Raw genomic sequence first — 26,756 nt, forward strand, 5'->3', positions numbered from 1 at the left:
GTCGGGCCATATTTTGCTTCTGAAAAAATCTTCAACGGACTTCCAGAACAATCTTGCCGACATAGCCTTTCTCACCGAAAGCTTCCTGCGCCTTACCGATATCCTCAAGCGGAAATGTCGCCGCGACCAGCGGCCGGATTTCTCCGCGCTCGATCCTGCCGACCAGATTGCCGAAGACTTCCGGTTCAAGAACAGTACAGCCGAAAAAGCTCAGGTCCTTCAGGTACAGGGTGCGTATGTCGAGCTCGACGAGCGGCCCGGCGATTGCGCCCGCCACAGCGTAACGGCTGCCGGGACGCAAAACGTCAAGCAGCGCCGGCCATCCGGGCCCGGCCACCAGGTCCAAAACCACGTCGACGCTGCCAGAACCGAGTTCCCTGACCGGATCGTCGTTCCGGCCAATCGTTTTCGCGGCCCCGAGCTCGCGCAGCGCGGCGGCTTTCGACGCGCCGGTGACCGCAATGACCTGTGCGCCGCGTGCCTGGGCAAGCTGCACGGCCGCCGAGCCGACACCGCCGGACGCACCGGTTACGAGGACGGTGTCGCCCCGTTCGACCCTTGTGCGGGTCAGCATGTTTTCAGCGGTGGAATAGGAACAGGGAAACGAAGCCAGCTCCGCATCGGACAGGTCGCTTTCGACACTGAAGGCGTGCCGGGCGGCGACGCGTACGTAGTCCGCGAAACCTCCGTCGCATTCCGACCCGAGGTACCAGGCTCTTTCCAGCTCGTGTCCGTCCACTTCGCGCAGGCAGGATTCGATCAGAACGCGCTCGCCGATCCTGTCCGCCGGTACCTGGTCGCCGACCGCGACGATATGGCCGCAGACGTCGGCTCCCTGAATGCGCGGGAACGTGAGCGCTGCACCCGCCCAGGACGCATCTTCCGCAGCTTCGTTGTTCTTCGAATACCAGCCGACGCGGGTGTTGATGTCGGTGTTGTTCACGCCGGCCGCGGCCACGCGCACAATCACATCCCGCGCGCCGGGCTTGGGTACGGCGAGGTCGGTCCGCCATTGCAGAGCTTCGGGGCCGCCGTGTCCGGTCAAGACAATTCCGCTCATGGTGTCCGGCAATGTCATGGGAAATTCCTCAGGTAGAATGATTGCTCTACTTGCGTCTAGTAGAGCAATCATTCTACCATGTCAAACATGAGCGAAATCCAGACCCAGATCGCTGCCGGCCTTGAGCGGGCTTTCGCCGCGCACGGCTTTTCCGTGCCGAATGTCGACATGCTGCGCGACGCGGCGCAGGTCAGCCTGCGCACCTTGTACAAATATTATCCGTCCAGGAACGACATGGTCCTGGCCGCACTCGAGTTCCGTCATGAACGGTACCTGACGCGGATCTTTTCCGGGCTGCCGGCGTCTCCACGGGATGCGCTTTACGAAGTCATCCGGCGGATCGGGCATTGGATGGAGAGCGAAGCCTCGCACGGATGCCTGTTTCATTCGGCTGTTGCGGCAGCGCCGGAAAACGAGGCGTTGAGAAACCTCCTGCAACGCCACAAGCAGGAATTCGCGCAGCGGCTGGCCGCATCGGCGAAGCTTCCGGAAAACGAGAAAGAGTTGCTGCTGATTTGCGAGGGCCTGATGCAATTGTGGCCTCTGTACCGGGACGACGCCTGTGAAAGCGCCTTGCATCTGGCTGCCGCTTTGCTGGCGCATACCCGCGTTGAGCAAAAAACCGACGGCAGTATCGGCAGCATCGAAACGGTCTGCTAGAGCCCTTCCCGTTCCGCCATGTCCGCTCAAATCAGAGCAATCATCCGTTCCAGACTGGCCATCGCCCGTACCCCGTCGTGGATGTCCGGGGCGGCGGAGCTTTCCTGCCGGAAGGCTGCAGCGACATCGGCGATCAGGGCATTGTAGCCCTTGTGGTCCTCATTGGCCGCCGCGGTGAAGTTGGGGGTCCAGGACAGCGTGTCCGATGTGTCCGACAGGGTTGCCGCGGGATCGTCGGCCTTGAACGGGGGATCCCTGTAGCAGGCGACATTGATGACGTTGTCCACTTCCAGCCGGATATGGTCGCCCATGATCCGGATGGATTCCATCGGCGTGCCCCGGGACTGGACCGTGCCCATGACGATGGTGCCGATCGCGCCGTTGCGGCATTCGAAATTGAGATGAAAGAGCAGGTGCCCCGGTTCCGGCTCGATCTTGCGAAGCGCCATGTCGGCGAAGTCATCGCCCGCGAACCAGGGTATGAGATCCATGTAGTGGACGCAGTGGTGAAGATAGAAACCGGTATAGTCGACTTCACCGGCAAAATAGGTCGGCGCGGTCATATAGGTGCCGGTAATGCCCAGCACCTTGCCGAAATCTCCCTTGCGCAGGACGTTGCCGGCGATCCGGTTGCCGGTCGAATACCGTTTCATGAAGCCCACCAGCACGGGTTTTCCGGTGCGTTCGGAGGCGTTCGCGATTTCCTTCGCGGCGGCGGTGTTCTTCGCCGGGGGCTTTTCAAGGAACACCGGCAGGCCGCGTTCAAGGGCGGCGATGGATGCTGCGTGGTGGAGATCCGGCCCGACAGCCATGCCGATGGCATCGAGGCCCTTGTGGGCGATCAGGTCGCGATAATCGCTGTAGACGGCCTCCGCGCCATACTGCCAGGCGGCATTGGCGGCGGCGCCTTCGTTGACGTCGCAGACGGCGGTGACATTGATGCCGTTGCGGCCGAGCTGCGGCATGAGCATGTGCGTTGCGTGGCGGCCGCAGCCGATCCATCCGATATTCAGGGTCATTGGGCGGCCTCCGCCATGGCGAGACAGGAGCGTATCAGCGCGAGCCCGGCTTTCAGTTTATCGGTTTCGTCCTCGCGCGGCGCGCGCCAGTGGGCGATTGGCAGGCCGACGCGGTCGTCGTTCCTGCGGAACGGTTCCAGGGAGATCGGGCCGTCATAGCCGATGTCGGCAAGTGCTTTCATGATTACCGGCCAGTCGAGATGGCCGGTGCCCGGGAAACCGCGATGGTTTTCGTTGGCCTGGAAATGCACGACGCGCGGCCCGGCGACCCGGATGGCGTCGGGAATGGAGCGTTCTTCCATGTTCATGTGGAACGTGTCGAGCACGATCCCGAGGCCGGGATTGTCGACCCTGTCGCAGACTTCGATGGCCTGACGGGTGGTGGAAACGATATCGGTCTCGAACCTGTTCAAGGCCTCAAGCGCGAAGACGCAGCCCGCCCCGGCCGCGAGCGGCGCAACCGCCGCCAGGCCTTCGATGGTTCTGTCCGCCCTTGTCCGGATCTGCCCGTCGGACCACGGGACCGGGGCGCGGCCGGCGAAGACCAGGGGCTCGCCATAGAGCGGGCCGCCGATGATCCGGGCTCCAAGCGTAGACGCCACCTCGACGCAGCGTTTCAGATAGTCGATGCCGCCCTGCCTGCACCCGGCGTCCTCGCCGGCGATCGATCGCTGCAGATTGACCCGGGCGGCCAGCACGACGCCGAGATCCGCGTCCCGCAGGGCCTCGGCGGTCTCGCGCAGGTCCAGGTCGTCGTCAGGCTCGGGGACCAGAAGCTCGACAAAGTCGAAGCCGAGGTCGCGGATGTGGCGGAAGAGGCCCAGATCGGCGCGGGTAAAGGGCCGCACGAATTGCATGGAAATGATGCCGACGGGGTTTTTCACGTTGAGTGCCTTTAGTGTTGTCATCCCTTGACCGCGCCCTGGGTGAGGCCGCTGATCAGGCGCTTCTGGACGATCAGGAACAGGATGGTCGCGGGCATGGCGCCGACGATGCCGCCGGAGGTCAACAGACCCCATTCGACCTCGTATTCGCCGATGAGGGTCTGGATGGCGACGGTGATCGGACGCACGTTCCGCCCGCCCAGGGTGAGGGCGTAGAGATATTCGTTCCACGCGGTGATGAAGATATAGATGCCGGTGGCGATGATGCCCGGTGTGCACAGCGGCAGGACCACGCGCCAGAGCGCGCCGAGCCGGGTGCAGCCATCGGTCATCGCCGCCTCGTCCAGACTTTTCGGGATGCCGTTCATGTAGCTGGTCATCATCCACACGGAGAAGGGAATGGCGACCGTCGCATTGGCGATGATGAGCGCCAGGTGGGTGTCGAGAATGCCCAGAACGCGCATCATCACGAAGAGAGGCAGGATCAGCAGCACCACCGGGAACATGTTGATGATCAGGAACTGCAGCAGCAGGTAGCGTTTGCCGCGAAACGAGAAGCGGGAAAAGGAATAGGCCGCCGTCACGCTCAGGCTGAGCCCGACGACAACGGTGCCGCCGGCGATGATGAAGGAATGGATCAGGTTGGTCAGAAAGCCGACGGTCGAAAACAGGCGGATGTAGTTTTCGAGCGTCGCGCCGACCAGGCTCGGGCCTTCGGTGAACAGCCGGTTCTCCGCCGTCAGCGAGGTGAGCAGCATCCACAGGTAGGGACCGAGCGTGAAGGCCAGGACGAGCAGCATCGGCAGATCGACGATCAGGATCCGTTTCAGAAAGGATTTGCGTCCAACCATCAGTTCACAGACCTCCCTGCGCGGCGGAGATAGACAATCACGAGCCCGAGAAGCATGAGCGTGAACAGGACGGCAAGCGACGAGCCGTAGCCGAAGTCCAGATTGGTGCGCGCCTTGATGAAGGCGTAGAGCGGCAGGGTGTAGGTGGCATAGCCGGGACCGCCGCCGGTCATGACGTAGATAACGTCGATCGAGTTGGCGACCCAGATGGTTCTCAGCAGAACCGCGGTCACCAGCACGCCGGAAATGCCCGGCAGGGTGATGTGCCAGAACTGGCGCAGCGCGCCAGCCCCGTCCAGCGAAGCCGCTTCGTAATAGCTTTTGGGGATCGACTGCAGGCCGGCAAGGATCATCACCGCGAAGAACGGAAACCCCTGCCAGGTGAGTGTCAGAATGATCGCGTAGAGAGCGGTGTCGGGATCGGCGAGCCAGGGAACCGAGGCCTTGATCAGCCCCAGGCGAAGCATGAACTCGTTCAGAATTCCGTAGTTGGCGTCGTAGATCCATACCCACATGAGGGCGATGACCACGCTCGGCAGCGCCCAGGGAATGATGATCAGGGCCCGGGCGAGAGGCCGCCAGGGGAACTGCTGATTGAGAAGCAGGGCCGTGGCGAGGCCGAGCAGAAGCTGCGCGGGGATCGTCACGGCGATCCAGATGATCGTGTGTCTCAGGGAAATCCAGAAAACCTCATCCTGCAGGGCAGCGGTGAAGTTCTTCAGCCCGACAAAGGTGAAGTCCTTCGGTTTCCAGAGGATATAGTCGTGCAGGCTCATCCAGGCGGCCTGGATCATCGGGAAGAACACGATGGCCAGTGTCACGAGGACGGCGGGCGAGAGCAGCGCGTAAGGGAGAACCTTTCGCGCAAGAGCCGCCCGGCCTGGCAGTCTGTCCGCCGGTTCGTTCATGGTGAGCATGGTCGAATTTCCACTCGGTGCGGGAGGTGTCTCCCGCACGCAGTTCAAGTTTTCCGTCTGCCGTTTTCAGGCAAGGTCGTGTTTGTGAACCGGGTCCAGAAAAGTGGCGGGCCCCGCAAGGCAACGTGCCCGGCAAGGCCCGCCGGGGAGGACTCAGGGATTGTAGAGCTTGTCGATTTCGGCGTTCATCTGCTCCGCGGTGATTTCCCCGGTCAGGGCGCGCTGCATGTTCACCGGCCAGACCGTGTTCACGAAGTCGGAGGTTTCCGGCGCGTTCGGCAGCAGGTTGGCGAAGGGCAGCGACTGCACCGTCGCGTCCACGAAGCGCTTTTCATGCAGGGTCCAGCCTTCACTGTCGGTCTTGGTCACCGGCAACTGACCGGTCGCCTTGTTGAACTCCGTGTTGTTGCCGGCCGTCGACAGGAAGGAAATCCACTTCCAGGCAGCGTCCTTGTTTTCCGCCGTGGAGAAAACTGCAGTGGACTCATCGCCGAAGGACGTCCAGTGGCCGCCGCCGCATTCCGGTACGGGCGTCGCGGAAACGGCGTCGCCGAGCGCTTCCACCATGCCGTTGGAAGAACCGATGTGGTGGATCGTCATCGCGGTCTTGCCGGCCTTGAAGGCGCCGGTGACTTCCTTGAAGCCGTCGTTGGGCGCGGAGGGCGGGAAGACCTTGTCCTTTTCGAAGAGGTCGACCACCCACTGGGTGCCGGCGACGCCGGCATCGCTGGTCAGGCTTCCTGCCGAGAAATCGACATTGCGGGAAAGCACGAAGCTGCCCCAGTGATCGTGACCGCCCTTGCCGCCGCGGAACCCGAAGCCGTAGACATCCGGCTGACCGTCGCCATCGGTGTCGCGGGTGAGTTTCATGGCCACGTCCCGGAACTCGTCGCAGGTCTTCGGCACTTCAAGGCCGAGTTCCTCAAGCATGTCCTGCCGGTAATAGAGATAAAGGACCACATACTGGATGGGGAGATAATAGGACTTGCCGTCGGAGGCCTTGGTGAGGTTGAGGAGATTGTCCTGCAGGTCGGCCTTGCCGTCCCAGGCGTCGATCCGTTCGCCGATCGGTTCCAGCGCACCCATTTCCACAAGGCGCGGCTGGGCGAACATCTTCACCATCGCCGCGTCCGGTGCGTTGCCGGCGACAATCGAGGTGTAGAGATTGTCGTAATAGGAGTTCCAGGGAACGTTCTCGGCTTCGATCTTGATGCCGGGATTTTCCTTTTCGAACTTCGCGACCAGTTCCGACATGGGATTGTCGGCATTGTCGAAATGATACCAGAAGCGGACGGTTTCATCCGCATAGGCGGTGGCCGTTCCGGCGAGAAGTCCAACGGCCAGCGCGGCCGAAATGAGTTTTGACATAGTTTCCTCCACTTTATTTATGTCTTTGTTCAAGACCCCGTAAGTTCGCGGAAAGCCCTCCCGGCTTCCGCCGCAGCCTTGCGGGCCTCCGGTAGTTCAAGGCTCATTTGCATGAAGCCGTGGACGACGCCCGGATACAGGCTGTATGGGTCGGTCCGGCCGAGGCTGCGAAGCCGGCGGACCAGGTTTTCTGTATCCGAGCGAAGAGGGTCGATGGCCGCCGCGTTGAAGAACATCGGCGGCAGCTTGCGCAATTGGTCATCCGACGCCTGGAGCGGCGATACCAGCGGCGACATCCTGTCGGCCGCGCCGGCCACATACCAGTCCCAGTAGCGCATCATCTTGGCCCGGGTCAGGCCGGGGCCGTCTTTCTGTCCAAGATAGGATGCTGTTTCGAAATCCGCGTCATAAACGCCGTAGAACAGAAGGGCCGCGTCCGGTGCGGGCAACTGTTCCTCCTGCACCATGAGCAGCAGGGCAAGCGCAAGGTTGGCGCCGGCGCTGTCTCCGGCCAGAGCACGCGGTCCCGAACAGGAGGCAAGATCCGGATGGCCGGCCGTGATGGCGGTCCACACAGACCGGCAATCCATGAGACCGGCGGGGAAGGGTGCTTCCGGGGAGAGGCGGTAATCGAAGGTCAGGACATGGGCCCCGGCTTCCAGCGCCAGCAGCCGGGCGGCGCGTTCGTGGGTCGCCATGCTGCAGAAGGCCCATCCGCCGCCGTGAATGAACATGATCAGGCTGTCCGCGTTTTCCGGGCTCATCAGGCGGCATTGGATCGTGTGTCCTTCCGGGGCTTCTATCGAGAACTCCCGGACGGACATTCCTGGCAGGTCGCTGTTCCAGCGGGTGTTGGTCCGCTCGGCAAGCGCGCGGCCTTCCGGAGCGGGCAGAAGCGTCGGATCGCCCAGGCCGGCGTCTTCCTGCGCCAGCCGGTCGAGAATCCATTGCATGCGTTCGGTCGGGACCAGATCCGCGTCGGTGGGTATGGGAACGGTCATGGTTTCGCCGGTGCCTTTTCCGCCTCGACAGTCACGATGCTCGGTCCGAAATCGACGATCGTGGTGATGTGGTGCGACAGCGCCTCGACGGCTTCTTTCCGATTTCCAGCAGCCAGAGCATCGAGGATGGCGACATGGCGTTCGGCCGTTTCGACAAGGCCGCGATTGGGTTCGGAATTGAGGATCTTGTAACGGTGATTGTGAATGAGGCAGCGGCGTAGAATGGGCCGGACGGTCGGCATTTCGGCGGCATTATAAAGATTGAGATGAAAACTCCGGTCGTGCAGGGAGAGCAGATATTCGTCTCCCGCTTTGGCCGCCTTGCGCATGGCGTCCAGATCCGCTTCCAGCTCCTTGCGCAGAAGCGGACCGAAGCGGTCCAGGACACGAACGACCCCGCGGCATTCGATGTCATGGCGGATCAGGATCAGTTCGTGCGCGTCCTCGCTGCGGCTGTCCGCGACGAAAGTACCCCTGTGAGGAAGACGGTCCACCAGTCCGTCCGTCTGCAGGAACATCAGCGCCTCGCGAACGGTGCTCTGGCTGCATTCGAACCGGTCGGCGAGTTCCAGTTCCAGGATCGCGGCGCGCGGGGGCAGATTGCCCAGCATGATGTCCTTCTGGATTTCCTCGAAGATCGCATGGCTGCGCTTGGTGGCACGGCGGGGCTGCAGCCGGGACCGTCCGGGTTTGCCGTTTTCCTGATTGTCGAAGCTTTCCGCCGCCATGCCGGTCATGTACCACTTGAATATCGATAACGTTATCGATAATGTAGCGATAATGATGCGGCGATGCAAGCGGAAGCGTCGCAGGGAATGAAAAGCCGCTCCTAACCGCCGATGACAAAGGGGGATACGCCGATGTCATTGGACGAGAAAACGGACCGGAAACAGAAGCGCATGTCGCGCGGGAGGAAAATTTGGCTGCTATTCAGTTAGAGCAGATCGTGAAGAACTACGGTTCCTTCCAGGCCGTGAAGGGGATCGATCTGGAGGTCCGGGATGGCGAGTTTGTGGCCTTTGTCGGTCCGTCGGGCTGCGGCAAGAGCACCTTGCTGCGCATGATCGCGGGTCTAGAGGAAATAACCGGCGGCAAACTGCAGATCGATGGGACGGTGGTCAACGACCTTGAGCCAAAGGACCGCGATATCGCCATGGTGTTTCAGGACTACGCGCTCTATCCGCACATGTCAGTCGCCGACAATATCGGCTTCGGATTGAGGATGCGCGGAATGAGCGCACAAGAGCGGCGCCGGCAAGTCGAGGAGGCCGCGGATATCCTGCAGATCACCGCGCTTCTGGACAGGAAGCCGGGCCAGCTTTCCGGTGGTCAGCGCCAGCGCGTGGCGATGGGGCGGGCGATTGTGCGAAGACCCAAGGTGTTCCTGTTCGACGAACCGCTCTCAAACCTCGACGCCAAGCTGCGCGTCGACATGCGCACGCAGATCAAGCGGCTGCACAGCCTATTGAAAACCACGATGGTCTATGTGACGCACGACCAGGTGGAGGCGATGACGCTGGCTGACCGTGTCGTCATCCTCAAGGATGGCGAGGTGGTTCAGCAGGGCGCTCCGGTGGATGTCTATACCCTTCCCGAGACACGGTTTGTCGGCGAGTTCATCGGCTCGCCGAAGATGAACATCCTGGAAGCGAAATCGGCGGCTCAGGGCGGGGAAAGCGCGGCGCTCATCGGCGAGATGCGGATACCGCTGGGACAACGGCAGCTCGCCGCAGACCGGGACATCCTGTTCGGTGTCCGCCCGGAGCATCTGATCCGGTGCGCCACTGATGAGGCGATGTTCCACACGACGGTCGATGTGCTGGAGCCGCTGGGCTCCGACACGATGGCGATCTGCATGCTGGACAATCAGGAGATTACCGCCCGGCTTGCACCCGATCCGTCTCTGCGGCCCGGTACGCGGCTCGATCTGAAGGTCAAGCCGGAGGATATTCATCTGTTTGACGCGGCCACCGGTATCCGGATCTGATCCGGGATATGGCACGGGGCCCCGGCTCGGGGCCGGGGCTGCCAAGGAGTATTGGCGTCTTCGGGGTCTGACCGCGACCTGTTTTTAGCGGCCGATGGCGTAGGCCTGCATGAGCCGGGGGGTCGCACCCGCCTTCAGCGTTCCGTCGGCCTCACGCTTTGCCGCGGTCAGCCTACCGATGGTCCAGTCATCGGAAACCTCGACCGAATGGCCGCGCGCCCTGAGCTGCGCGATGGTGTCGGCGCTGAAATTGCCTTCCGCCATCAGGTGGCCCGGCTGGCGCTGGCGCGGGTGGAAGGATGTCGGGAAGTGGGTGGTGTGGAACAGCGGCAGGTCGATGGCCTCCTGCAGGTTGAGCCCGTGGTGAACGAGGCGCAGGAACAAGGAAAGCTGCCACTGGTCCTGCTGGTCGCCGCCCGGCGTGCCGAAGGCGAGCGCCGGCCGGCCTTCGTGGAAAGCAAGGCTCGGCGTCAGCGTGGTGCGCGGACGTTTGCCCGGAGCCAGGCTCGCGGCAAGACCTTCTTCCAGCCAGAACATCTGCGCCCTTGAATTGAGGCAGAAGCCGAGCGCCGGGATGACCGGAGACGATTGCAGCCAGCCGCCGGACGGCGTCGCCGCCACCATGTTGCCCCAGCGGTCTATGATGTCGAGATGCACCGTGTCGCCGCGCCGCTCCGACAGATGCGCCATGGTCGGCTCGTACAGCCCGGTTTCGGCGATCCCGGCCTTGTCGATCATCGCCATGCTCCGGGCGACCTGGTCTTCATAACCGGGAAGCGTGCCGGGGCGCAGGTCGAACGAGGCGCGGTCGGAGATAAGGTCGCGGCGGGCGGAATTATACTCCTCGCCAAGGAGCTGAGGGAGCGGGACGTCGATGAAATTCGGATCGCCGTAATAGACCTCGCGGTCGGCATAGGCGAGTTTCATGGCTTCGGTGACGTGGTGGACGAAGTCCGGTCCGGCCGGATCCATCGCGCCGATGTCGATGCCGCGCAGAAGGGCGAGCGATTGCAGGAGCACCGGTCCCTGACCCCAGGGGCCTGTCTTGGCGACGGTCCAGTCGTGATAATCGTCCGCCAGAGGGTCTTCGTAGAAGGCTTGCCAGTTGGCCAGATCGTCAGCTGTCAGGACACCCTTGTGCCGGCTGCCGGAGCCGTCCATGACTTCGGTGCTTTCAAGGAAAGCTCCGATCTCCTCGGCGATGAAGCCCCGGTAGAAGCAGTCGCGCGCCGCGTCGATCTGCTGTTCGCGGCCGCTCTTGCCTTCAGCCTCAACGAGCAGGCGATTCCAGGTTGCGGCCAGGACGGGGTTGCGGAACATCTCGCCGGCCTGGGGAACGTTGCCGCCCGGAACCCAGGTCTCAAAGGATGTCGGCCATTCCTTTTCGAAGAACTCGCTGAGCCCGGCGATGGTCGAGGCCGTGCCGCGCAGCATGGGCTGGCCGTGTTCGGCATAGTAGATCGAGGGTTCCAGAACGTCGCGCAGGCTCAGCGTGCCACGGTCGCGCAGCATCAGCATCCAGCCGTCGAAGGCGCCGGGAATGACGGTCGATAACAGGCCGTTGCCGGGTATGAGGGACATGCCCTCGGATTTGTAGTGGGCGATAGTCGCGCCCGCCGGCGCCGGGCCCTGGCCGCAAACGACCTTTGTCTCGTTTCTTTGCGCATCGTGGAAGATGACCGGCAGATCCCCGGCGGGACCGTTCAGATGGGGCTCCAGAACCTGCAGGACGAGGCCGGTCGCGACCGCCGCGTCAAAGGCGTTGCCGCCTTTTTCCAGGATGCTCATGCCGACGGCGCTGGCAATCCAGTGGGTCGAGGTAACGACGCCGAAGGAGCCGGTAATTTCGGGGCGTGTTGTGAAAGTCGTCATAATATACTCATTCAGGTTGAAAAAAAGCTGTTTCACGTCTCGCGCGGGTCGAGAGCATCGCGCAGGCCGTCGCCGAGCAGGTTGAAGCCGAGGACGACGAGGAAGATCGCCGCGCCCGGCCACCAGGCCATCCATGGCGCCTGGGTCATGAAGTTCTTGGCGACGTTCAGCATCGATCCCCAACTGGGCGCGGGGGCCTGCTGGCCGAGCCCCAGGAACGAGAGGCTGGCCTCGGCGATGATCGCGGTCGCCACGGTCAGCGTGGCCTGAACGAGGATCGGAGCGAGGACATTGGGAAGAATGTAGCGGCCCATGATGGCGGTGTGGGTCAGCCCGACCGCGCGGGCGCCTTCCACGAAGTCCTCGGTTTTCACGGCGAGCACCTGACCGCGTGTGAGCCTGACGAAGATCGGCACGGCGGACAGGCCGATGGCGATCATCGCGTTGGTCAGGCTCGGCCCGAGAAACGCGGCGAGCGCGATGGCCAGGATCAGGAACGGCGTCGCCAACAGCGCATCGGTGACCCGTGAAATCGCCTGGTCGGTCCAGCCGCCGAAATAGCCCGAGATCAGGCCGAAGGGCACGCCGACCAGCACCGCGATGAAAACAGAGACGACACCCGCCAGCAGCGAGGCCTGTGCGCCCCAGATCATGCGCGACAGGATATCCCGGCCGATCTCGTCGGTGCCCAGCCAGTGAGCGGCGGAGGGGGCCTTGCGGACCGCGCTCCAGCTTGTGGCCAGCGGATCGTCGATCGGCAGGATCGGAGCGGCCAGCGCAATGATGATGAAGAAGGCGACGATCACCAGCCCGAACTGGGCGCTTCTGTTGGTCTTCAGCTTCTTCCAGGCGCGGTTCTCGGGCCTGACGGTCTCTTCCGCCGGCTCGGCGGAGGTCAGGGCGCTCACAGGCTGCTCCTCATGCGCGGGTTGAGAAGGAAATATAAAACGTCGGCGACAAGGTTCATCAGGATGAAGCCGGCGGCGGTGCACATGACGACCCCCTGAACCACGGCATAGTCGCGGGTGAAGACCGCATCGACGATCAGCTTGCCGAAGCCGGGGATGGTGAAGATCTGCTCGGTCAGAACCGCGCCGGCAAGCAGTTCGCCGAAGAGAAGTGCACTGAGGGTGACGATGGGCAGCAGCGCGTTGCGGAAGGCGTGTTTCAAAATGACGGTATGTTCCAGCAGGCCCTTGGCTCTCGCGGTACGCACATAGTCGGCTTTCAGGACGCCGAGCATGGCGGAGCGGGTATGGCGCATGAGCGTTGCGGCCAGGGCGGTGCCCAGAACGAAGGCCGGCATGATCATGGTCTGGAAGGATTTTACCGGATCTTCAAAGGGCGACACATAGCCCGAGGCCGGCAGCCAGCCCAGATGGACGGACACCAGCATGATCAGCATGATGCCGAGCCAGAAGTTGGGGATCGACAATCCGGAAAGAGCGACGAAATTGGCGATATAGTCGACGGCGGTTCCCTTTTTGACGGCGGAGAGGATTCCGGCCGGGATGCCGATCGCGAAGGCGATGATCATCGCCATCACGGCGAGCTGGACGGTGACTGGCAACTTGTCGCCGATCAGGTCCAGCACCGGCTGGCGGGTCCTGAGTGAGATGCCCAGATCGCCTTGCAACATGGCTTTCATCCAGTAGAAATACTGCATGATGATCGGGTCGTTGAGACGGTATTTCTCGCGAATGAACGCCAGCATCTCGGGATCGCGTTCCTCGCCCGCAAGCACGAGAGCCGGATCGCCGGGCAGCAGTTTCTGCAGCACGAAGACGAAGATCGACACGAGGATGAGCGTCGGTATGGCGATAACCAGCCGGCGCGCGATATAGGACAGCATTCAGGTACTACCCGGTTTGAAGCGGACCCCGGCGAGGAGCCGGGATCCGCGGTTGGTGTGGATTATTTGAACTTGACGTTCTCGAGGCGGATCATGCCGTCCGGATAGGGGGTGAACCCTTCCATCTTGCCGGAAAGCGCCCAGATCCAGGTCGGGTGATAGAGATAGATGATCGGCAGTTCGTCGATCAGGATATCCCGTGCCGCATCGTATTTGGCCTTGCGGGCGGCTGTGTCGGTGCTCGTGCGGGCCTCATCCAGAAGCTTGTCGACCTCCGGAATACAGACCTTGGAGTCGTTGATGCCGCCCTTGCAGGTCATGAACTGGTGGATGTTGCCGTCCGGATCGACACGGCCCGACCAGCCGACTTGGCTGCCCTGGTAGTTGCCGGCAGACTGGTCCGCCAGAAGGCTGGCGAATTCCATGGTCTTCAGCTTGACGTTGAAGCCGGCTTCAGCAGCCATCGACTGCACCACCTGCATCATCTGGGTCTGGACAGGGTTGTTGGCGACCTGGATCTCCACATCGAGGCTGTCATAACCGGCTTCCTTCAGGAGCGCCTTGGCCTTTTCCACATCGCGGGCCGGAACCGGGTGGTCCTTGTCGTACCAGGGGCTGGTCGGCGGGAAGGGCTGGTTGCCGGGAGCGAAGGCACCTTCGAAGACCACCTGGTTGATAGCGTCCCGATCGAGCGACAGGTTGAAGGCCTGGCGGATCTTCGGGTCGTTGCCGAAGGGATTGTCGCCCTTCTCGCCGTTGTTGATGTTGACGGTGATGCCCTGATAGCCAAGGCTGACCGCTTCCTCATAGGAGAGATCCGCATCGCCCTTGACGGAGGCGACGTCGGTGGCGGCCAGCCGCTCAAGCATGTCCAGGTCGCCGGAGCGCAGGTTCGCAAGGCGCACGGTCGTGTCCGGGATCGGAAGGAAAGTCACCGTGTCGAAGTTGATGGCATCGGCGTTCCAGTATCCGTCGTATTTGCCGAGCACGATGCGGTCCTGCTGAACGCGTTCGACGAATTTGAACGGGCCGGAACAGACCGGATTGTTGCCGAAATCCACGCCAGCTGCTTCCGCGGCTGTGGGGGACATCATCATGCCGGAACGGTCGGCAAACTGGGCAAGTAGCGTCGCGTCGGGGGCCGTCAGGTTGAACTTGACCTGCAGCGGTCCGGAAACGTCCACGCTCTCGATGGATTTCACCTCGCTCTTGCGGCGGCTTTCCGGCATGTTTTTCGAGCGCTCGATATTCGCCTTAACGGCCTCGGCATCGAACGGTGTGCCGTCATGGAAAGTGACGCCGTCGCGCAGGTCCATGGTCAGGACCTTGCCGTCATCGGACCAGCTCCAGCCGGTCGCGAGCTGCGGAATGATCTCGAGGTCCGGTGTGATGTCGACCAGTTTGTCGCACAGCGACGCATAGACGATCCGGCCGACAAACGTCCGGGACTGATCGGGATCGAGCACATCGGCATCGTCCTGAAGACCGATGCGCAGATCGGCGGCATGGGCCGCCGTTGCCAGGGTTGTCGCGCTCAGCAGCAGCGCTGCCAGGAATTGCTTACGCATTGTTGTGACTCCTCTCGGAAAGCTTGATTTGAGTTTCTGTTGCGGCCGTGACCGGCTCTTGTCGTTGACTTCTTTCGCGAAACAGCGCGAAACGCTTCTCCGCGTTTTCGCTCCTTGGCGGCTCTCGGACGGAGCCTTGCGAATTCTCGGCGATTTTCTCCCAGTGATGGCAGGCGACCATCCGCGCGTCGGCGGCCTCGGCCAGCGCGGGTTTTTCCGTGCCGCACAGGCTGGTCGCATGCGGGCAGCGGGGATGAAAGCGGCAGCCGGAAGGGGGGGCGAGCGGCGAGGGCACGTCGCCCGTCAAGGACACGTCCATGGACCGGCCATGGGGCGAGGCAATCGGGATCGCCCGCATAAGCGCCTGCGTATAGGGATGCAGCGGTTTGTCATAAAGCGGGTCATTGGGCGCCAGTTCGACGATTTCGCCCAGATACATCACGGCGATGCGGTCGCTCATGTGCCGGATGACAGCCAGGTCATGGGCAATGAGAACCAGCGTCAGGTCGAATTCGGCCTTCAGATCCTCCAGGAGATTTATGACCTGGGCCTGCACGGAGACATCCAGCGCGGACACCGGCTCGTCGCCGACAATCACTTTCGGGCCGCTGGCCAGGGCCCGCGCGATGCCGATGCGCTGGCGCTGGCCGCCGGAAAACTCATGCGGATAGCGGTTGGCGAAAGCCGCGCGGAGGCCGACCTTCGTCAAGAGGTCGGCCACTTTCAGGCGCCGTTCCTTGCGCGAAAGCGACGTGTGGACCTTCATCGGCTCCTCGATCAGCGCGCCGACGGTCATGCGCGGATTGAGCGAGGAAAACGGGTCCTGGAAGACGAACTGAAGATCCTTGCGCAGGCGGCGCATCTCCGGTTCGGAAAGGGACGAGATGTCATTGCCCTCGTAGAGCACCGCGCCCTCGGATGCCGGCAGCAGCCGCACCAGAAGACGGGCAAGAGTGGACTTGCCGCAGCCGCTTTCACCGACGATCGAGAAAGTCTCCCCGCGCCGGATGTCCAGAGACACGTCGTTGACGGCGCTGACGGACACAGAGCGTCCGAACAGGCCCTTGCTGCTGGTAAACCGCTTGGTGAGCGCGCGGGTCTCGATGATCCTGTCGCGTGTCGGCGGCCTCATGATCCGGCCTCCTGGAACACGGCCTCGGGGAAAACGGTTTCCAGCGGCGCGTAGTGGCAGGCGGCCCGGTGGGACGGGCCGAGTTCGTCAAGCGGCGGTTGCGAGACAGCGCAATTTGTCTGGGCGAAGGGGCATCGCGGCGTGAAGCGGCATCCAGAAGGCATGTTATCGATCGCCGGCACCATGCCGCCGATGGCCGCAAGCCTGCCGGAGCGCGGACCGACAGAGGGCACGGAGCTCATCAGGCCGATTGTATAGGGGTGCTGAGGATCGTCGAAGATGGCTTCCACCGGACCGTCCTCGACCATGTGGCCGGCATACATGACACAGACCCTGTCGGCGATTTCCGCGACAACGCCCAGGTCGTGGGTGATCATCACGAGAGCCGTTCCGGTTTCCTTCTGAAGCTCCTCGATCAGATCGATGATCTGGGCCTGGATGGTGACATCCAGCGCTGTGGTCGGCTCATCTGCGATCAGCACGGCGGGGTCATTGGCAAGCGCCATGGCGATCATGACGCGCTGGCGCATGCCGCCGGAAAGCTCGTGCGGGTAGTCGTCCAGCCGGCTTGACGCGGCGGGGATCTTCACCCGGTCGAGCATCTGCAGCGCGCGCTGCCGCGCCTCGGCCCGGGTCACGCTCTTGTGGCGCAACACGACCTCGGCGATCTGGTCGCCGATCCGGTAGGACGGATTGAGCGAGGTCATCGGTTCCTGGAAAATCATCGAGATGGTGTTGCCGCGCAGATCCGCCATGGCGCGCTGCGACAGCTCGAGCAGATCGTGATCGCCGAACATGGCCGTGCCCGACATGACCTGTGCGACGGACCGGGGGAGCAGTCCCATGAGCGACAGGGCGGTGACCGACTTGCCGCAACCGCTCTCGCCAACAATGCACAGGGTTTCGCCCGGGCGGACGGCGAAGGAGATGCCGTCGATGATGTTGGCCGGCGCGCCCTTGAAGCGCAGCGCCAGATTTTCGACGCTCAGAACCGGAGCGGCGTTCAGGTCAATGGCCTTCGACATCGGCCACCTCTGTCGCGTTCTGATAAAGAAGGCGCTGCTGGAGGGCCAGCAGATGGCTGCGCATGGCTTTTTCCGCCGAGATCGGGTCGCGGCTCTCGATGGCCTTGATGATGTCGACGTGCTGGGACTTGTAGAGCGTCATCGCGTCGTTGGTCCGAAGAGCTTCGCGCACATGACGCCAGGCGGCATCCTGTCGGACCCGGTCGACCACATCGAACAGCGCCAGGAAGAGTGTGTTCTTGGCGGCGCGCGCGATGGCCCGGTGGAGGGCGCTGTCCCAGAGTTCGCGACCGTCCATGTCCTCTGCCTTGCCGAGGCGGTCGGCAACGTCGCGCATTGCGGCGATATCCGCCGGACTGGCTCGCAGGGCCGCCAGACGGGCAAGGACAGGCTCAATCTGCAGCCGGACTTCCATCACTTCGAGCATGTTGGAATTCTCGTGCAGGGAAACGAGCTGCTTGTCCGGGTGGGCGGGCTCGCTGCCGATGAAGGTTCCGGCGCCCTGGCGCCGCCAGATCTTGCCTTCCGTTTCAAGCACTTCCAGCGCCCGACGAACCGCCCTGCGGCCGACGCCTATGGTTTCGGACAGTTCGCGTTCGGTGGGAACCTGCTCGGCTCCTTCGGCCGTCAGCTGATCCACGATGATCCTGAGCCGCTCGAGAGCCATGCTTGAATTCCGCTGCGAAGGCTTTTCCGTTTCGTTCATGCCATACCAATGTGAACCAATTTCAATTGGTTTCATTATTGGCAGGAAATTTTCGGAGTGCAACCCTATGAGATGCGGCTTTTGACGGCGTATCTGATCTTGGCTGAGTCGAATTCCTTAAGTGAATTTCAACTGAGACGCTGCGACGAATATCGATCAACTCTTTGTATAAAATAGGTAAATTATAACTCATGTGACGCCGATGGCTCTCCTGTTCCTCAGGAAAATGCGGAGGCTGCTTGAAATTTGTGCGATGGAACAAATTTTAATCGGTCGCCTTGAAACTGGATTTATTGATGCTGATGCGCAAGGAAATTCCGGAAATCTCAAAAAAATGTCCAAACTATTCTGGCGGATGAGCGAAAATAGTCTATATTTTTCAAGATGATTGTCCGGTTATGATGTCCCTGGGCGGCGCAAGGCGATGACTAATCGATTGGTTCGCTCCGGATATCCCTTGCAAGGAAATACGGATGGTAACGTTTTGAGCGTGCCGGATCTTTGGGCGACGGAGCAATTGACAAGAGTTTTGTCTTCGGCAATCCTTCGAGGCACATAGCGGCATTCGTTCAGCCGCATGGCAACCGCGCCCCGATCTGTCGCAGCTGATACCTGCGGGTCGGGGTTTTTTTGTGCCCGGCCGTAATTGCGCGTTCTTGAAGCGGCGGACCGGTGGAGTTGAAGGTGGGTATGGGTTTGAGGGAAATTCCGGTCGGCGTCCTGTTTTCGAAATCCGGATCCTATTCCGTGATCGGCCAGGAAGGCTATTGGGGTGCCCGGATCGCCATCGACGAGATCAACGCGTCCGGGCTTTTCGATTTCCGCTTCCTGAGAGTGGACGGCGACCCGGCGGGCCTGGCTGAAAACTACGCCGTCGAGGCGGACCGGTTGATGCGTGAGGCCGGATGCCGCCACATCGTCGGCACCCAGACCTCGTCCAGCCGCAAGGAAGTGCTCCCGGTTCTGGAACGCGGGCGCGGACTGCTCTGGTACACGACGCCCTATGAGGGCTTCGAAAGTCATGACCGCGTCGTCTATACGGGGGCCTGTCCGAACCAGGGGGTCGTTCCCCTCTTCCGCCACATCGTGCCGGAGTTCGGCCGCGATGCTTTCCTGGTCGGTTCCAACTATATCTGGGGCTGGGAGACCAACCGGATCGCCCGCGAGCTTCTGGCCGCTTGCGACGGTGAGGTGCTCGGCGAGAGATATGTCGCCATCGGTGACGAGAATATCGCTCATCTGATCGCGGAAATTCGCGAAAAACGGCCATCCTTCATCTTCAACAACCTGATCGGCGTCAGCAGCTATGCGTTCCTGCGCGCCATGAAGGAACTGGCCGGCGAGGATCCCGCCTTCGCATCGGACCGCTGTCCGATCCTGAGCTGCAACCTGACCGAGGCGGAACTGCCGGTTCTGGGCGCGGCGGCGGACGGACTGATTTCCACCTCGACCTATTTCGAAACGCTGGAAACGCCCGAAAACGCGGCCCTGCGCAAACGGCTGGAAGGCATGCGTGGTCCGGAGACGGCAATATCCTCCATGTTCGTCGGGCCCTATGAGGCGGTCTGGCTTCTGGCGCGGGCGATCGAGGCCTGCGGGAGCGATCATCCGGACGACGTGCTGGCGGAGCTCTGCCGTCAATCCCACAAGACGCCTCTCAGGGAGATCCGCATCGATCCGCAAACCCAGCATGCCCACCTGCAGCCGTTGATCGCGGTGGTGGAGGCGGGCGACCATTCGGACGGTGGTGCTACCGGGCGGTCCCGGTTCCGCATCATCGAGAAGACGCCTGGACCGCTGGCGCCGGACCCCTATCTCGTTCATTACGATCCGCTGGACACAGGCACCGCAACTAGCCCGGGAGGCTCCGCGCGAATGCGTGCGCCCGATGTCGGCAGCGCCCCGAAACTGAGGCTGGTGTCGTCATGAGCAATCTGTTCCGCACCCCCAGTTTCCGAGGCAGGTCCGCCAGCATCCTGCACAAACCGCATGCGGACCGCGACGCCGTCTGCCGTCAGCTCGACCGTCTCGGTGTGGAGATTTCGACCGCATGGCCGGAACTTCCGGCCGAGGCCGAGCAGGCGGACCTTCTCATATTCGACGCCGATGCCGGCCATGACGCCCAGTTTCCCTGGCCGGTCGATGCCCATCCGATGCCGATGATCGCCTTGATGGGAACCGAAGCGCCCGGACGCGTCGAGTGGGCGATCCGGCGCGGCGCCATCGCGCATCTCAACAAGCCGGTCACGTCAAGCGGTGTGTATGGCGCGCTGGTCGTCGCGCAGCGGACCTTCGCCATGCGCCGCGCTTCCGAGGAGCGCATCGCCACGCTGGAGGCACGGCTTGCCTGCCGGCCGCAGGTCGCGGAGGCCATTCTTCTGCTGATGCAGCATCAGGACGGCGATGCGGAAACGGCCTACCGTCTGCTGCAGGACATGGCGATGAAGAGCCGCCAGACCATCGAGGCCGTGGCCGGGGATCTGATCGAGCGCGCGGGAGGGCAGAATGACGGCCGACGCGAAGCCTGAAATCCTCCCGGTCGGGACCGCCGATCTGCCCCGTGGCGCGTTGCGGCGGCTGGTTGGCAGAAAACTGGCGCTTTTCGCCATGATGGTGATCGGGGTCATTGTCGGGGCCGCCCTGTTCGCTCCGCTGGTCGCGCCCTTCAATCCGGAAGAGCAGTTCTTCGAGGGCCTGACGCTGGAAGGCGCGCCGCTGCCGCCGGGCGAAAGGTTCTGGCTCGGCACGGATCTTCTCGGCCGGGACCTGCTGTCGCGGCTGATCTACGGCGCCAGAACGTCACTGATCATCGGGATCGTGGCAAACGGCATCGCCGTGGTGGTCGGTGCCTTCGTCGGCATTCTCGCCGGCTTCTTCCGCGGCTGGGTGGAAACGCTGCTGATGCGGTTCACCGACCTGATGATGGCCTTTCCGGCGCTCCTTCTGGCCATCACCCTGGCCGCGATCTTCCAGCCCTCGCTGTGGATCGTCGCCATGGTCATCGCCATGGTGAACTGGGTGCAGATGGCGCGTGTCGTCTACACGGAAACCAGGTCGCTATCGGAGCGGGAATTCATTCTCGCCGAGCGGGCCATGGGGGCCGGACTGTTCCGCATCCTGTTCCGTCACATTCTGCCGCACCTTTTGTCCACTATCGTGGTCTTCGGCACGCTCGGCATTTCCACGACCGTGCTTCTCGAGGCAACGCTCAGCTATCTGGGCATCGGCGTTCAGCCGCCGACCCCTTCCTGGGGCAATATCATCTACGAGAACCAGACCTATTTCACTTCCGCGCCCTGGCTGGTGTTCTTCCCCGGCATTGCGATCATCGCCCTGGCGCTGGGCTTCAACCTTCTGGGCGACAGCTTGCGGGAAGTGCTCGACCCGACCCAGAAGGGGAGGCACTGATCATGGGTGGTTATGTCCTGCGGCGCGTCCTGCAATCGCTGCTCATCCTGCTCGGGATAACGTTCCTGACATTCATCCTGCTGTACCTGATCCCGGCGGACCCGGCGCGCCAGATCGCGGGCCGCAGCGCAACGGCGCAGACTGTGGAGAACATCCGCGAGCAACTGGGTCTCAACCTGCCGTTCTACCAGCAGTATTTCCGTTATCTGACCGGTCTCCTGCAGGGCGATCTCGGACGGTCCTACCTGCAGAAGACGGAAGTCGGCGAGCTGATCCGCTCGCGCCTGCCCGCCACCCTCCTGTTGATGGCGGGTGCGATCATCTGCGAACTCGCCATCGGCCTGACCATGGGGATCGTTGCAGCCCTTCGCCGCAACACGGCAACGGATACGAGCCTCATGGTTCTTTCCTTCGTCGGCGTCTCCTCGCCGCAATTCGTGATCGGCATCCTGCTTCTCTATGTGTTCTCGGTGCAGCTCGGCTGGTTTCCGATCGGCGGCTACGGGACGTTCCGGCACATGGTCCTGCCGTCCCTGACGCTCGGCCTGCTGGGCGCCGGCTGGTACTCGCGCATGATGCGCTCGTCGATGATCGACGTGCTGCGCCAGGACTTCATCCGCACGGCGCGGGCCAAGGGCCTGAAGCGCTGGCAGGTGCTGTTCGGCCATGCCATGCCGAACGCGCTGCTGCCGGTCATCGCCATGATCGGCATCGATATCGGCCTGTTCATGAGCGGCATCGTCGTGGTGGAAAGCGTTTTCGGCTGGCCGGGCATCGGACAGCTCGCCTGGCAGGCCATCCAGCGTGTCGACATCCCGATCATCATGGGCGTCACGCTCGTCTCCGCATTCGCGATCGTTCTCGGAAACTTCCTCGCCGACCTGATCGTGCCCCTGATTGATCCGAGGATCAAGCTGCGCTGACGCGCGGCAAAGAATGCCGGAAAATCCGCCGACAGAGCGGACCGGCGAAATCACCTGAACCTGGAGGTTTGATCATGAATAAAACACTTCTGGCAGGGGCTGCCGCCCTTCTTGCCGCAACGGCTCTCACACCCGCTCAGGCGGATGACATCAAACAGGGTGGGTCGATGATCGTCACCTACAAGGACGATGTCTCCACGCTCGACCCGGCAATCGGCTATGACTGGCAGAACTGGTCGATGATCAAGAGCCTGTTCGACGGTCTGATGGACTACGAACCGGGCACGACCAATCTGATGAACGACCTTGCCGAGGACTACACGATTTCCGACGACGGCAAGGTCTTCACCTTCAAGCTGCGCGAGGGTGTCAAGTTCCACAATGGCCGCGAATTGACCGCGGAAGACGTCAAATACTCGCTGGACCGGGTGACCAATCCCGAAACCCAGAGCCCGGGCGCCGGTTTCTTCGGCTCCATCAAGGGCTTTGACGCCGTCGCCGCCGGCGACGCCGACAGCCTTGAAGGGGTGACGGTGGTCGACCCTTATACGGTGAAGATCGAACTCTCCCGTCCGGACGCGACGTTCCTGCATGTGATGGCGATCAACTTCTCGTCCATCGTTCCCAAGGAGGCCGTCGAGGAATGGGGTGCCGATTTCGGCAAGCATCCGGTCGGAAGCGGTGCATTTTCATTGGAGGAGTGGACCCTCGGACAGCGCCTGGTGTTCAAGCGCAACGAGGACTACTGGCGCGCCGGTGTGCCCAAGCTCGACGAGATCACCTTCGAGGTCGGCCAGGAGCCGATTGTCGCGCTTCTGCGCCTGCAGCGCGGCGAAGCCGATATTCCGGGCGACGGCATCCCGCCGGCGAAGTTCCTCGAAGTCACCAAGGATCCGCAATACAAGGACCTGATCATCGAGGGTGGCCAGTTGCACACCGGCTATGTCACCATGAACGTGAAGATGCCGCCGTTCGACAAGCCGGAAGTGCGCAAGGCCGTCAACATGGCGATCAACAAGGACCGCGTCGTGCGCATCATCAACGGCCGCGCCGTTCCGGCCAACCAGCCGCTGCCGCCGACCATGCCGGGATACGACAACAATTACGAAGGCTACGCCTACGATCCGGAAGCCGCGAAAGCACTTCTGGCCGAGGCAGGCCTCGGCGACGGTTTCGAGACGGAACTCTATGTCTACAACACCGATCCGAACCCGCGTATCGCCCAGGCCATCCAGGCGGATCTCGCCGCCATCGGCATCAAGGCCGAAATCAAGGCGCTGGCCCAGGCCAATGTCATCGCGGCCGGCGGCGAACCCGATCAGGCGCCAATGATCTGGTCCGGCGGCATGGCCTGGATCGCCGACTTCCCGGATCCGTCCAACTTCTACGGTCCGATCCTCGGCTGCGCCGGCGCGGTCAAGGGCGGCTGGAACTGGTCCTGGTACTGTAACGAGGAGCTGGACGCGCTGGCGACGGCTGCCGACAGCATGACGGATCCGGCCCAGAAGGCCGAGCGCGAGGAAGCCTGGCGCAAGATCTTCATCGCGGTAATGGATGACGCGGCCTGGGCGCCGGTCTTCCACGAACAGCGTTTCACGATGCGGTCCGAGCGGCTGGGTGGTCCTGATGCCATCTTCGTCGATCCGGTCCACATTCCCGTCAACTACGATTATGTATGGGCGAAAGATGTGCAGTAACTGCAAGGCCGCTTACACCATTCACGCGGCACAGCATCACTTCGGCTGGGACAATTCGTTTGCCCCGGCCGAGACGGTGGCTCCCGGTACGGTGCTCGAATTCGAGTGCCTCGACAGTTCCGCGGGGCAACTGACGCCGGAAAGCACCATCCAGGATGTCGCGGACCTGGATTTCGGCAAGATCAACCCGGTCAATGGCCCCATCCGTGTGGATGGGGCCGAGCCGGGCGATGCGCTGGTCGTGAAGATCCATGAATTCAAGCCGTCCGGTTTCGGCTGGACCGCCAACATTCCCGGCTTCGGCCTGCTGGCCGACCAGTTCAAGGACCCGGCGCTGCATGTCTGGTCCTATGACAAGGACAAGCCGGTCACGTCCGCCTTCGCGCCCTTCGGCAAGGTGCCGCTCAAACCCTTCGCCGGGACGATCGGCGTCGCGCCGGCGGAGGCAGGCCTGCATTCCATCGTGCCGCCGCGGCGTGTCGGCGGAAACATGGACATCCGCGATCTTGCCGCCGGAACGACGCTTTACCTGCCGATAGAAGTCGCGGGCGCCCTGTTTTCCATCGGCGACACCCATGCCGCTCAGGGCGATGGCGAAGTCTGTGGCACGGCCATCGAAAGCCCGATGAACACGGTGATCGAACTGGATCTCATCAAGGGTGCGGATCTGAAGATGCCGCGTTTCGAGACGCCGGGCCCTGTCACCCGACATCTGGATGAAATGGGCTATGAGGTCACGACCGGGATCGGCACCGATCTCTTCGCGGGTGCCCAGGCGGCCGTATCGAACATGATCGATCTCCTGTGCGCCCGCCACGGCTACAGCGCGGTCGATGCCTACATGCTGTGTTCGGTATGCGGCGATCTGAGGATCTCGGAAATCGTCGACGCGCCGAACTGGGTCGTGTCCTTCTATTTCCCGAAGGTCGTGCTGCAGTAATCGCATCCGGGCGGCGGTCTTGCGGCTGCCGCCCGCCTTATGAAGCCCATTACCAGAGTGAACAGAGTGCCCTCATCGCCAGATCCAGCAGTGTCCTCCGACGGTGTCATTCTATCGGTCCGGGGGCTTTGCACCGACGTTGCAACGCCAACCGGAGCAAGGACCGTGGTCAGCGACCTGTCCTTCGATCTGCGTCGGGGGGAAACGCTGTGCATCGCCGGCGAGTCCGGTTCCGGAAAATCGATTACAGCGCTGTCGATCATGGGCCTGCTGCCGGAACGGATGGCTCGGGTCTCGGGCGGCGAGGTGCTGTTTCAGGGCCGGGACCTGACAAAGATCCGCGAAGACGAGTTGCGCCGCATTCGCGGCGGCGACATCGCGATGATCTTTCAGGAGCCGATGACGTCGCTGAACCCGGTTCTGACCGTCGGGCGGCAATTGCGCGAGGCTATCTTCGCGCATCAGGATGTTTCGCGGTCGAAGGCGGAAAAGATCGCTCTGGCGATGCTCGAGTCGGTGCGTCTTTCGGAACCCCGCCGCCGTCTGCGGCAATATCCGCACGAATTGTCCGGCGGCATGCGCCAGCGGGTAATGATCGCCATGGCGCTGGCCTGCAATCCGAAGATCCTCATCGCCGACGAACCGACGACAGCCCTCGACGTGACCATCCAGGCGCAGATCCTGCAACTCATCCGCGATCTGCAGCGCGACTTCGGCACGGCCGTCATCATGATCACCCATGACATGGGCGTGGTCGCCGAAATGGCGGACAGGGTGATTGTCATGAACAACGGCCGCATCGTGGAACGGGGCGAAGTCGCGGATGTCTTCGAACGGCCGTCCGATCCCTACACGCGCCGGCTGCTTGACGCGGTGCCGAAGCTGGGCGCCATGACCGGCCTCGACAGTGCGCCCAAGGGCGGGAGCGAGGCGCAGCCGCGGGTTCTTGAGGTGGAGGATCTCGTCGTCCGCTTCGATCTGCGCGGCGGGCTACTCAACCGGGTCACCTCTCGCGTCCACGCGGTAGAAGGTGTCTCCCTTCACCTCGAACCCGGGGAGACCCTGGGGCTGGTCGGGGAAAGCGGCTGCGGAAAATCCACTATCGGCAAGGCGCTCCTGAACCTTGTGCCCTGGGAAGGCTCCATCCGGGTCGCTGGGCAGCATGCCGGTGTCGGCGGCGCGGCGATGCAGAAGCGCCTGCGGCGGGACATGCAGATGATCTTCCAGGATCCCTACGCCTCGCTCGACCCGCGCATGACAGTCGGCGACATTGTCGGCGAACCGCTGATCATTCACGGATTGGCGAAAGGACAGGACCTCAAGGACCGTGTCGCTTCGCTTTTCGAGCGCGTTGGACTTCCCGCCGAGGCGATGATCCGCCATCCGCACGAGTTTTCCGGCGGACAGCGTCAGCGTATCTGTATCGCGAGGGCGCTTGCTCTGTCGCCGAAGGTGATCATTGCCGACGAAAGCGTTTCCGCGCTCGACGTGTCCGTGCAGGCCCGCGTCCTGGATCTGCTGCAGGAACTGCAGGAGGACCTTGGTCTCTCCTATCTCTTCATCTCGCACGACATGGCCGTGGTGGAACAGATCTCCCACCGGATCGCCGTGATGTATCTCGGCCAGATCGTGGAGACCGGCACACGGCGGCAGGTCTTCGAAAATCCGCAGCACGAATATACGCAGAGGCTTTTGAAAGCCGTGCCGATTCCGGACCCGAAAAAGCGGCGCGCCGTCTTCGATGTGCCGGCCGGTGAAATTCCCTCTCCCGTGCTGCCGCTCGGACAGGCCGTCAGCAGGGTGCGCTATACCGATGTCGGCGAAAGGCATCTGGTTGCGGACGGGCTCCCCGGTTAACCGTCCAATTCGATCTGGATTTCTGAGAG

Annotated in this window: 24 protein-coding genes; 9 read left to right on the forward strand and 15 right to left on the reverse strand. The window is 62.5% G+C overall.

The window, feature by feature from the left end; translation table 11 throughout:
- Positions 1-31: 31 nt before the first annotated feature.
- The gene (locus CLV41_RS13360; protein WP_103222911.1) at positions 32-1,078 is read right to left on the reverse strand and encodes an alcohol dehydrogenase family protein; all 1,047 of its coding nucleotides are present in this window, start codon (positions 1,076-1,078) and stop codon (positions 32-34) included.
- A 60-nt stretch (positions 1,079-1,138) separates the two neighbouring features.
- Here CLV41_RS13360 and CLV41_RS13365 point away from each other — a divergent pair, with 60 nt between their 5' ends.
- The gene (locus CLV41_RS13365) at positions 1,139-1,720 is read left to right on the forward strand and encodes a TetR/AcrR family transcriptional regulator (protein ID WP_235867128.1); all 582 of its coding nucleotides are present in this window, start codon (positions 1,139-1,141) and stop codon (positions 1,718-1,720) included.
- Positions 1,721-1,746: 26 nt separating this feature from the next.
- On the opposite strand, the gene CLV41_RS13370 is transcribed toward CLV41_RS13365, so the two are convergent.
- The 7 genes from CLV41_RS13370 to CLV41_RS13400 form a co-directional block, all read right to left on the reverse strand.
- On the reverse strand, positions 1,747-2,739 hold the full coding sequence (locus tag CLV41_RS13370; protein WP_103222913.1) for a Gfo/Idh/MocA family protein: 993 nt from the start codon (positions 2,737-2,739) through the stop codon (positions 1,747-1,749).
- Positions 2,736-3,647: a sugar phosphate isomerase/epimerase family protein gene (locus tag CLV41_RS13375; RefSeq protein ID WP_208987491.1), complete on the reverse strand. Its 912-nt coding sequence runs from the start codon at positions 3,645-3,647 to the stop codon at positions 2,736-2,738. The genes CLV41_RS13370 and CLV41_RS13375 overlap by 4 nt, the downstream gene beginning before the upstream one ends.
- Positions 3,644-4,477 (reverse strand): carbohydrate ABC transporter permease, encoded by an 834-nt coding sequence (locus CLV41_RS13380; protein WP_103223094.1) that lies wholly within the window; start codon positions 4,475-4,477, stop codon positions 3,644-3,646. Before CLV41_RS13380 ends, CLV41_RS13375 begins: the two co-directional genes overlap by 4 nt.
- Positions 4,474-5,391 carry a carbohydrate ABC transporter permease gene (locus CLV41_RS13385; RefSeq protein ID WP_103222915.1) on the reverse strand — a complete coding sequence of 306 codons (918 nt, stop codon included), beginning with the start codon at positions 5,389-5,391 and terminating at the stop codon, positions 4,474-4,476. Before CLV41_RS13385 ends, CLV41_RS13380 begins: the two co-directional genes overlap by 4 nt.
- 153 nt (positions 5,392-5,544) lie before the next feature.
- Entirely contained in the window at positions 5,545-6,759 is a 1,215-nt protein-coding gene (locus tag CLV41_RS13390) for an ABC transporter substrate-binding protein (protein ID WP_103222916.1), read from the reverse strand.
- Positions 6,760-6,788: 29 nt separating this feature from the next.
- Positions 6,789-7,760, reverse strand: a complete 972-nt coding sequence (locus CLV41_RS13395) for an alpha/beta hydrolase (protein ID WP_103222917.1) — start codon at positions 7,758-7,760, stop codon at positions 6,789-6,791.
- Entirely contained in the window at positions 7,757-8,497 is a 741-nt protein-coding gene (locus tag CLV41_RS13400; RefSeq protein ID WP_208987493.1) for a GntR family transcriptional regulator, read from the reverse strand. The genes CLV41_RS13395 and CLV41_RS13400 overlap by 4 nt, the downstream gene beginning before the upstream one ends.
- A gap of 182 nt (positions 8,498-8,679) precedes the next feature.
- On the opposite strand from CLV41_RS13400, the gene CLV41_RS13405 reads away from it, so the two are divergent.
- A complete protein-coding gene (locus tag CLV41_RS13405) occupies positions 8,680-9,747 on the forward strand; it encodes an ABC transporter ATP-binding protein (RefSeq protein ID WP_103222918.1) in 1,068 nt (355 codons plus the stop codon).
- An 84-nt stretch (positions 9,748-9,831) separates the two neighbouring features.
- On the opposite strand, the gene CLV41_RS13410 is transcribed toward CLV41_RS13405, so the two are convergent.
- From CLV41_RS13410 to CLV41_RS13440, 7 genes are all read right to left on the reverse strand, one after another.
- Complete coding sequence (locus CLV41_RS13410; RefSeq protein ID WP_103223096.1) at positions 9,832-11,619, reverse strand: gamma-glutamyltransferase family protein; 1,788 nt, start codon at positions 11,617-11,619, stop codon at positions 9,832-9,834.
- Between the two features lie 32 nt (positions 11,620-11,651).
- A complete protein-coding gene (locus CLV41_RS13415) occupies positions 11,652-12,527 on the reverse strand; it encodes an ABC transporter permease (protein ID WP_235867129.1) in 876 nt (291 codons plus the stop codon).
- Entirely contained in the window at positions 12,524-13,471 is a 948-nt protein-coding gene (locus CLV41_RS13420) for an ABC transporter permease (RefSeq protein ID WP_103222919.1), read from the reverse strand. The genes CLV41_RS13415 and CLV41_RS13420 overlap by 4 nt, the downstream gene beginning before the upstream one ends.
- Positions 13,472-13,533: 62 nt before the next feature.
- Positions 13,534-15,039: an ABC transporter substrate-binding protein gene (locus tag CLV41_RS13425; protein WP_103222920.1), complete on the reverse strand. Its 1,506-nt coding sequence runs from the start codon at positions 15,037-15,039 to the stop codon at positions 13,534-13,536.
- On the reverse strand, positions 15,032-16,171 hold the full coding sequence (locus CLV41_RS13430) for an ABC transporter ATP-binding protein (RefSeq protein ID WP_103222921.1): 1,140 nt from the start codon (positions 16,169-16,171) through the stop codon (positions 15,032-15,034). Before CLV41_RS13430 ends, CLV41_RS13425 begins: the two co-directional genes overlap by 8 nt.
- Positions 16,168-17,196, reverse strand: coding sequence for an ABC transporter ATP-binding protein (locus CLV41_RS13435; protein WP_103222922.1), 1,029 nt, complete (start codon positions 17,194-17,196; stop codon positions 16,168-16,170). Before CLV41_RS13435 ends, CLV41_RS13430 begins: the two co-directional genes overlap by 4 nt.
- Entirely contained in the window at positions 17,180-17,863 is a 684-nt protein-coding gene (locus CLV41_RS13440; RefSeq protein WP_235867130.1) for a FadR/GntR family transcriptional regulator, read from the reverse strand. Before CLV41_RS13440 ends, CLV41_RS13435 begins: the two co-directional genes overlap by 17 nt.
- Before the next feature lie 729 nt (positions 17,864-18,592).
- On the opposite strand from CLV41_RS13440, the gene CLV41_RS13445 reads away from it, so the two are divergent.
- The 7 genes from CLV41_RS13445 to CLV41_RS13475 all read left to right on the forward strand — a co-directional run bounded on the left by CLV41_RS13445 (position 18,593) and on the right by CLV41_RS13475 (position 26,727).
- The gene (locus tag CLV41_RS13445) at positions 18,593-19,831 is read left to right on the forward strand and encodes a transporter substrate-binding domain-containing protein (RefSeq protein ID WP_103222924.1); all 1,239 of its coding nucleotides are present in this window, start codon (positions 18,593-18,595) and stop codon (positions 19,829-19,831) included.
- The gene (locus CLV41_RS13450) at positions 19,828-20,430 is read left to right on the forward strand and encodes an ANTAR domain-containing response regulator (RefSeq protein WP_103222925.1); all 603 of its coding nucleotides are present in this window, start codon (positions 19,828-19,830) and stop codon (positions 20,428-20,430) included. Before CLV41_RS13445 ends, CLV41_RS13450 begins: the two co-directional genes overlap by 4 nt.
- Positions 20,408-21,310: an ABC transporter permease gene (locus CLV41_RS13455; RefSeq protein WP_103222926.1), complete on the forward strand. Its 903-nt coding sequence runs from the start codon at positions 20,408-20,410 to the stop codon at positions 21,308-21,310. The genes CLV41_RS13450 and CLV41_RS13455 overlap by 23 nt, the downstream gene beginning before the upstream one ends.
- Before the next feature lie 2 nt (positions 21,311-21,312).
- Complete coding sequence (locus CLV41_RS13460; protein WP_103222927.1) at positions 21,313-22,233, forward strand: ABC transporter permease; 921 nt, start codon at positions 21,313-21,315, stop codon at positions 22,231-22,233.
- 74 nt (positions 22,234-22,307) lie between these two features.
- Entirely contained in the window at positions 22,308-23,930 is a 1,623-nt protein-coding gene (locus tag CLV41_RS13465) for an ABC transporter substrate-binding protein (protein WP_103222928.1), read from the forward strand.
- Positions 23,920-24,870 (forward strand): acetamidase/formamidase family protein, encoded by a 951-nt coding sequence (locus tag CLV41_RS13470; protein ID WP_103222929.1) that lies wholly within the window; start codon positions 23,920-23,922, stop codon positions 24,868-24,870. The genes CLV41_RS13465 and CLV41_RS13470 overlap by 11 nt, the downstream gene beginning before the upstream one ends.
- A 39-nt stretch (positions 24,871-24,909) precedes the next feature.
- Entirely contained in the window at positions 24,910-26,727 is a 1,818-nt protein-coding gene (locus CLV41_RS13475) for an ABC transporter ATP-binding protein (protein WP_103222930.1), read from the forward strand.
- Positions 26,728-26,756: the final 29 nt, after the last annotated feature.

The sequence above is a fragment of the Roseibium marinum genome (genome assembly GCF_002906165.1).
Lineage (GTDB): Bacteria > Pseudomonadota > Alphaproteobacteria > Rhizobiales > Stappiaceae > Roseibium > Roseibium marinum.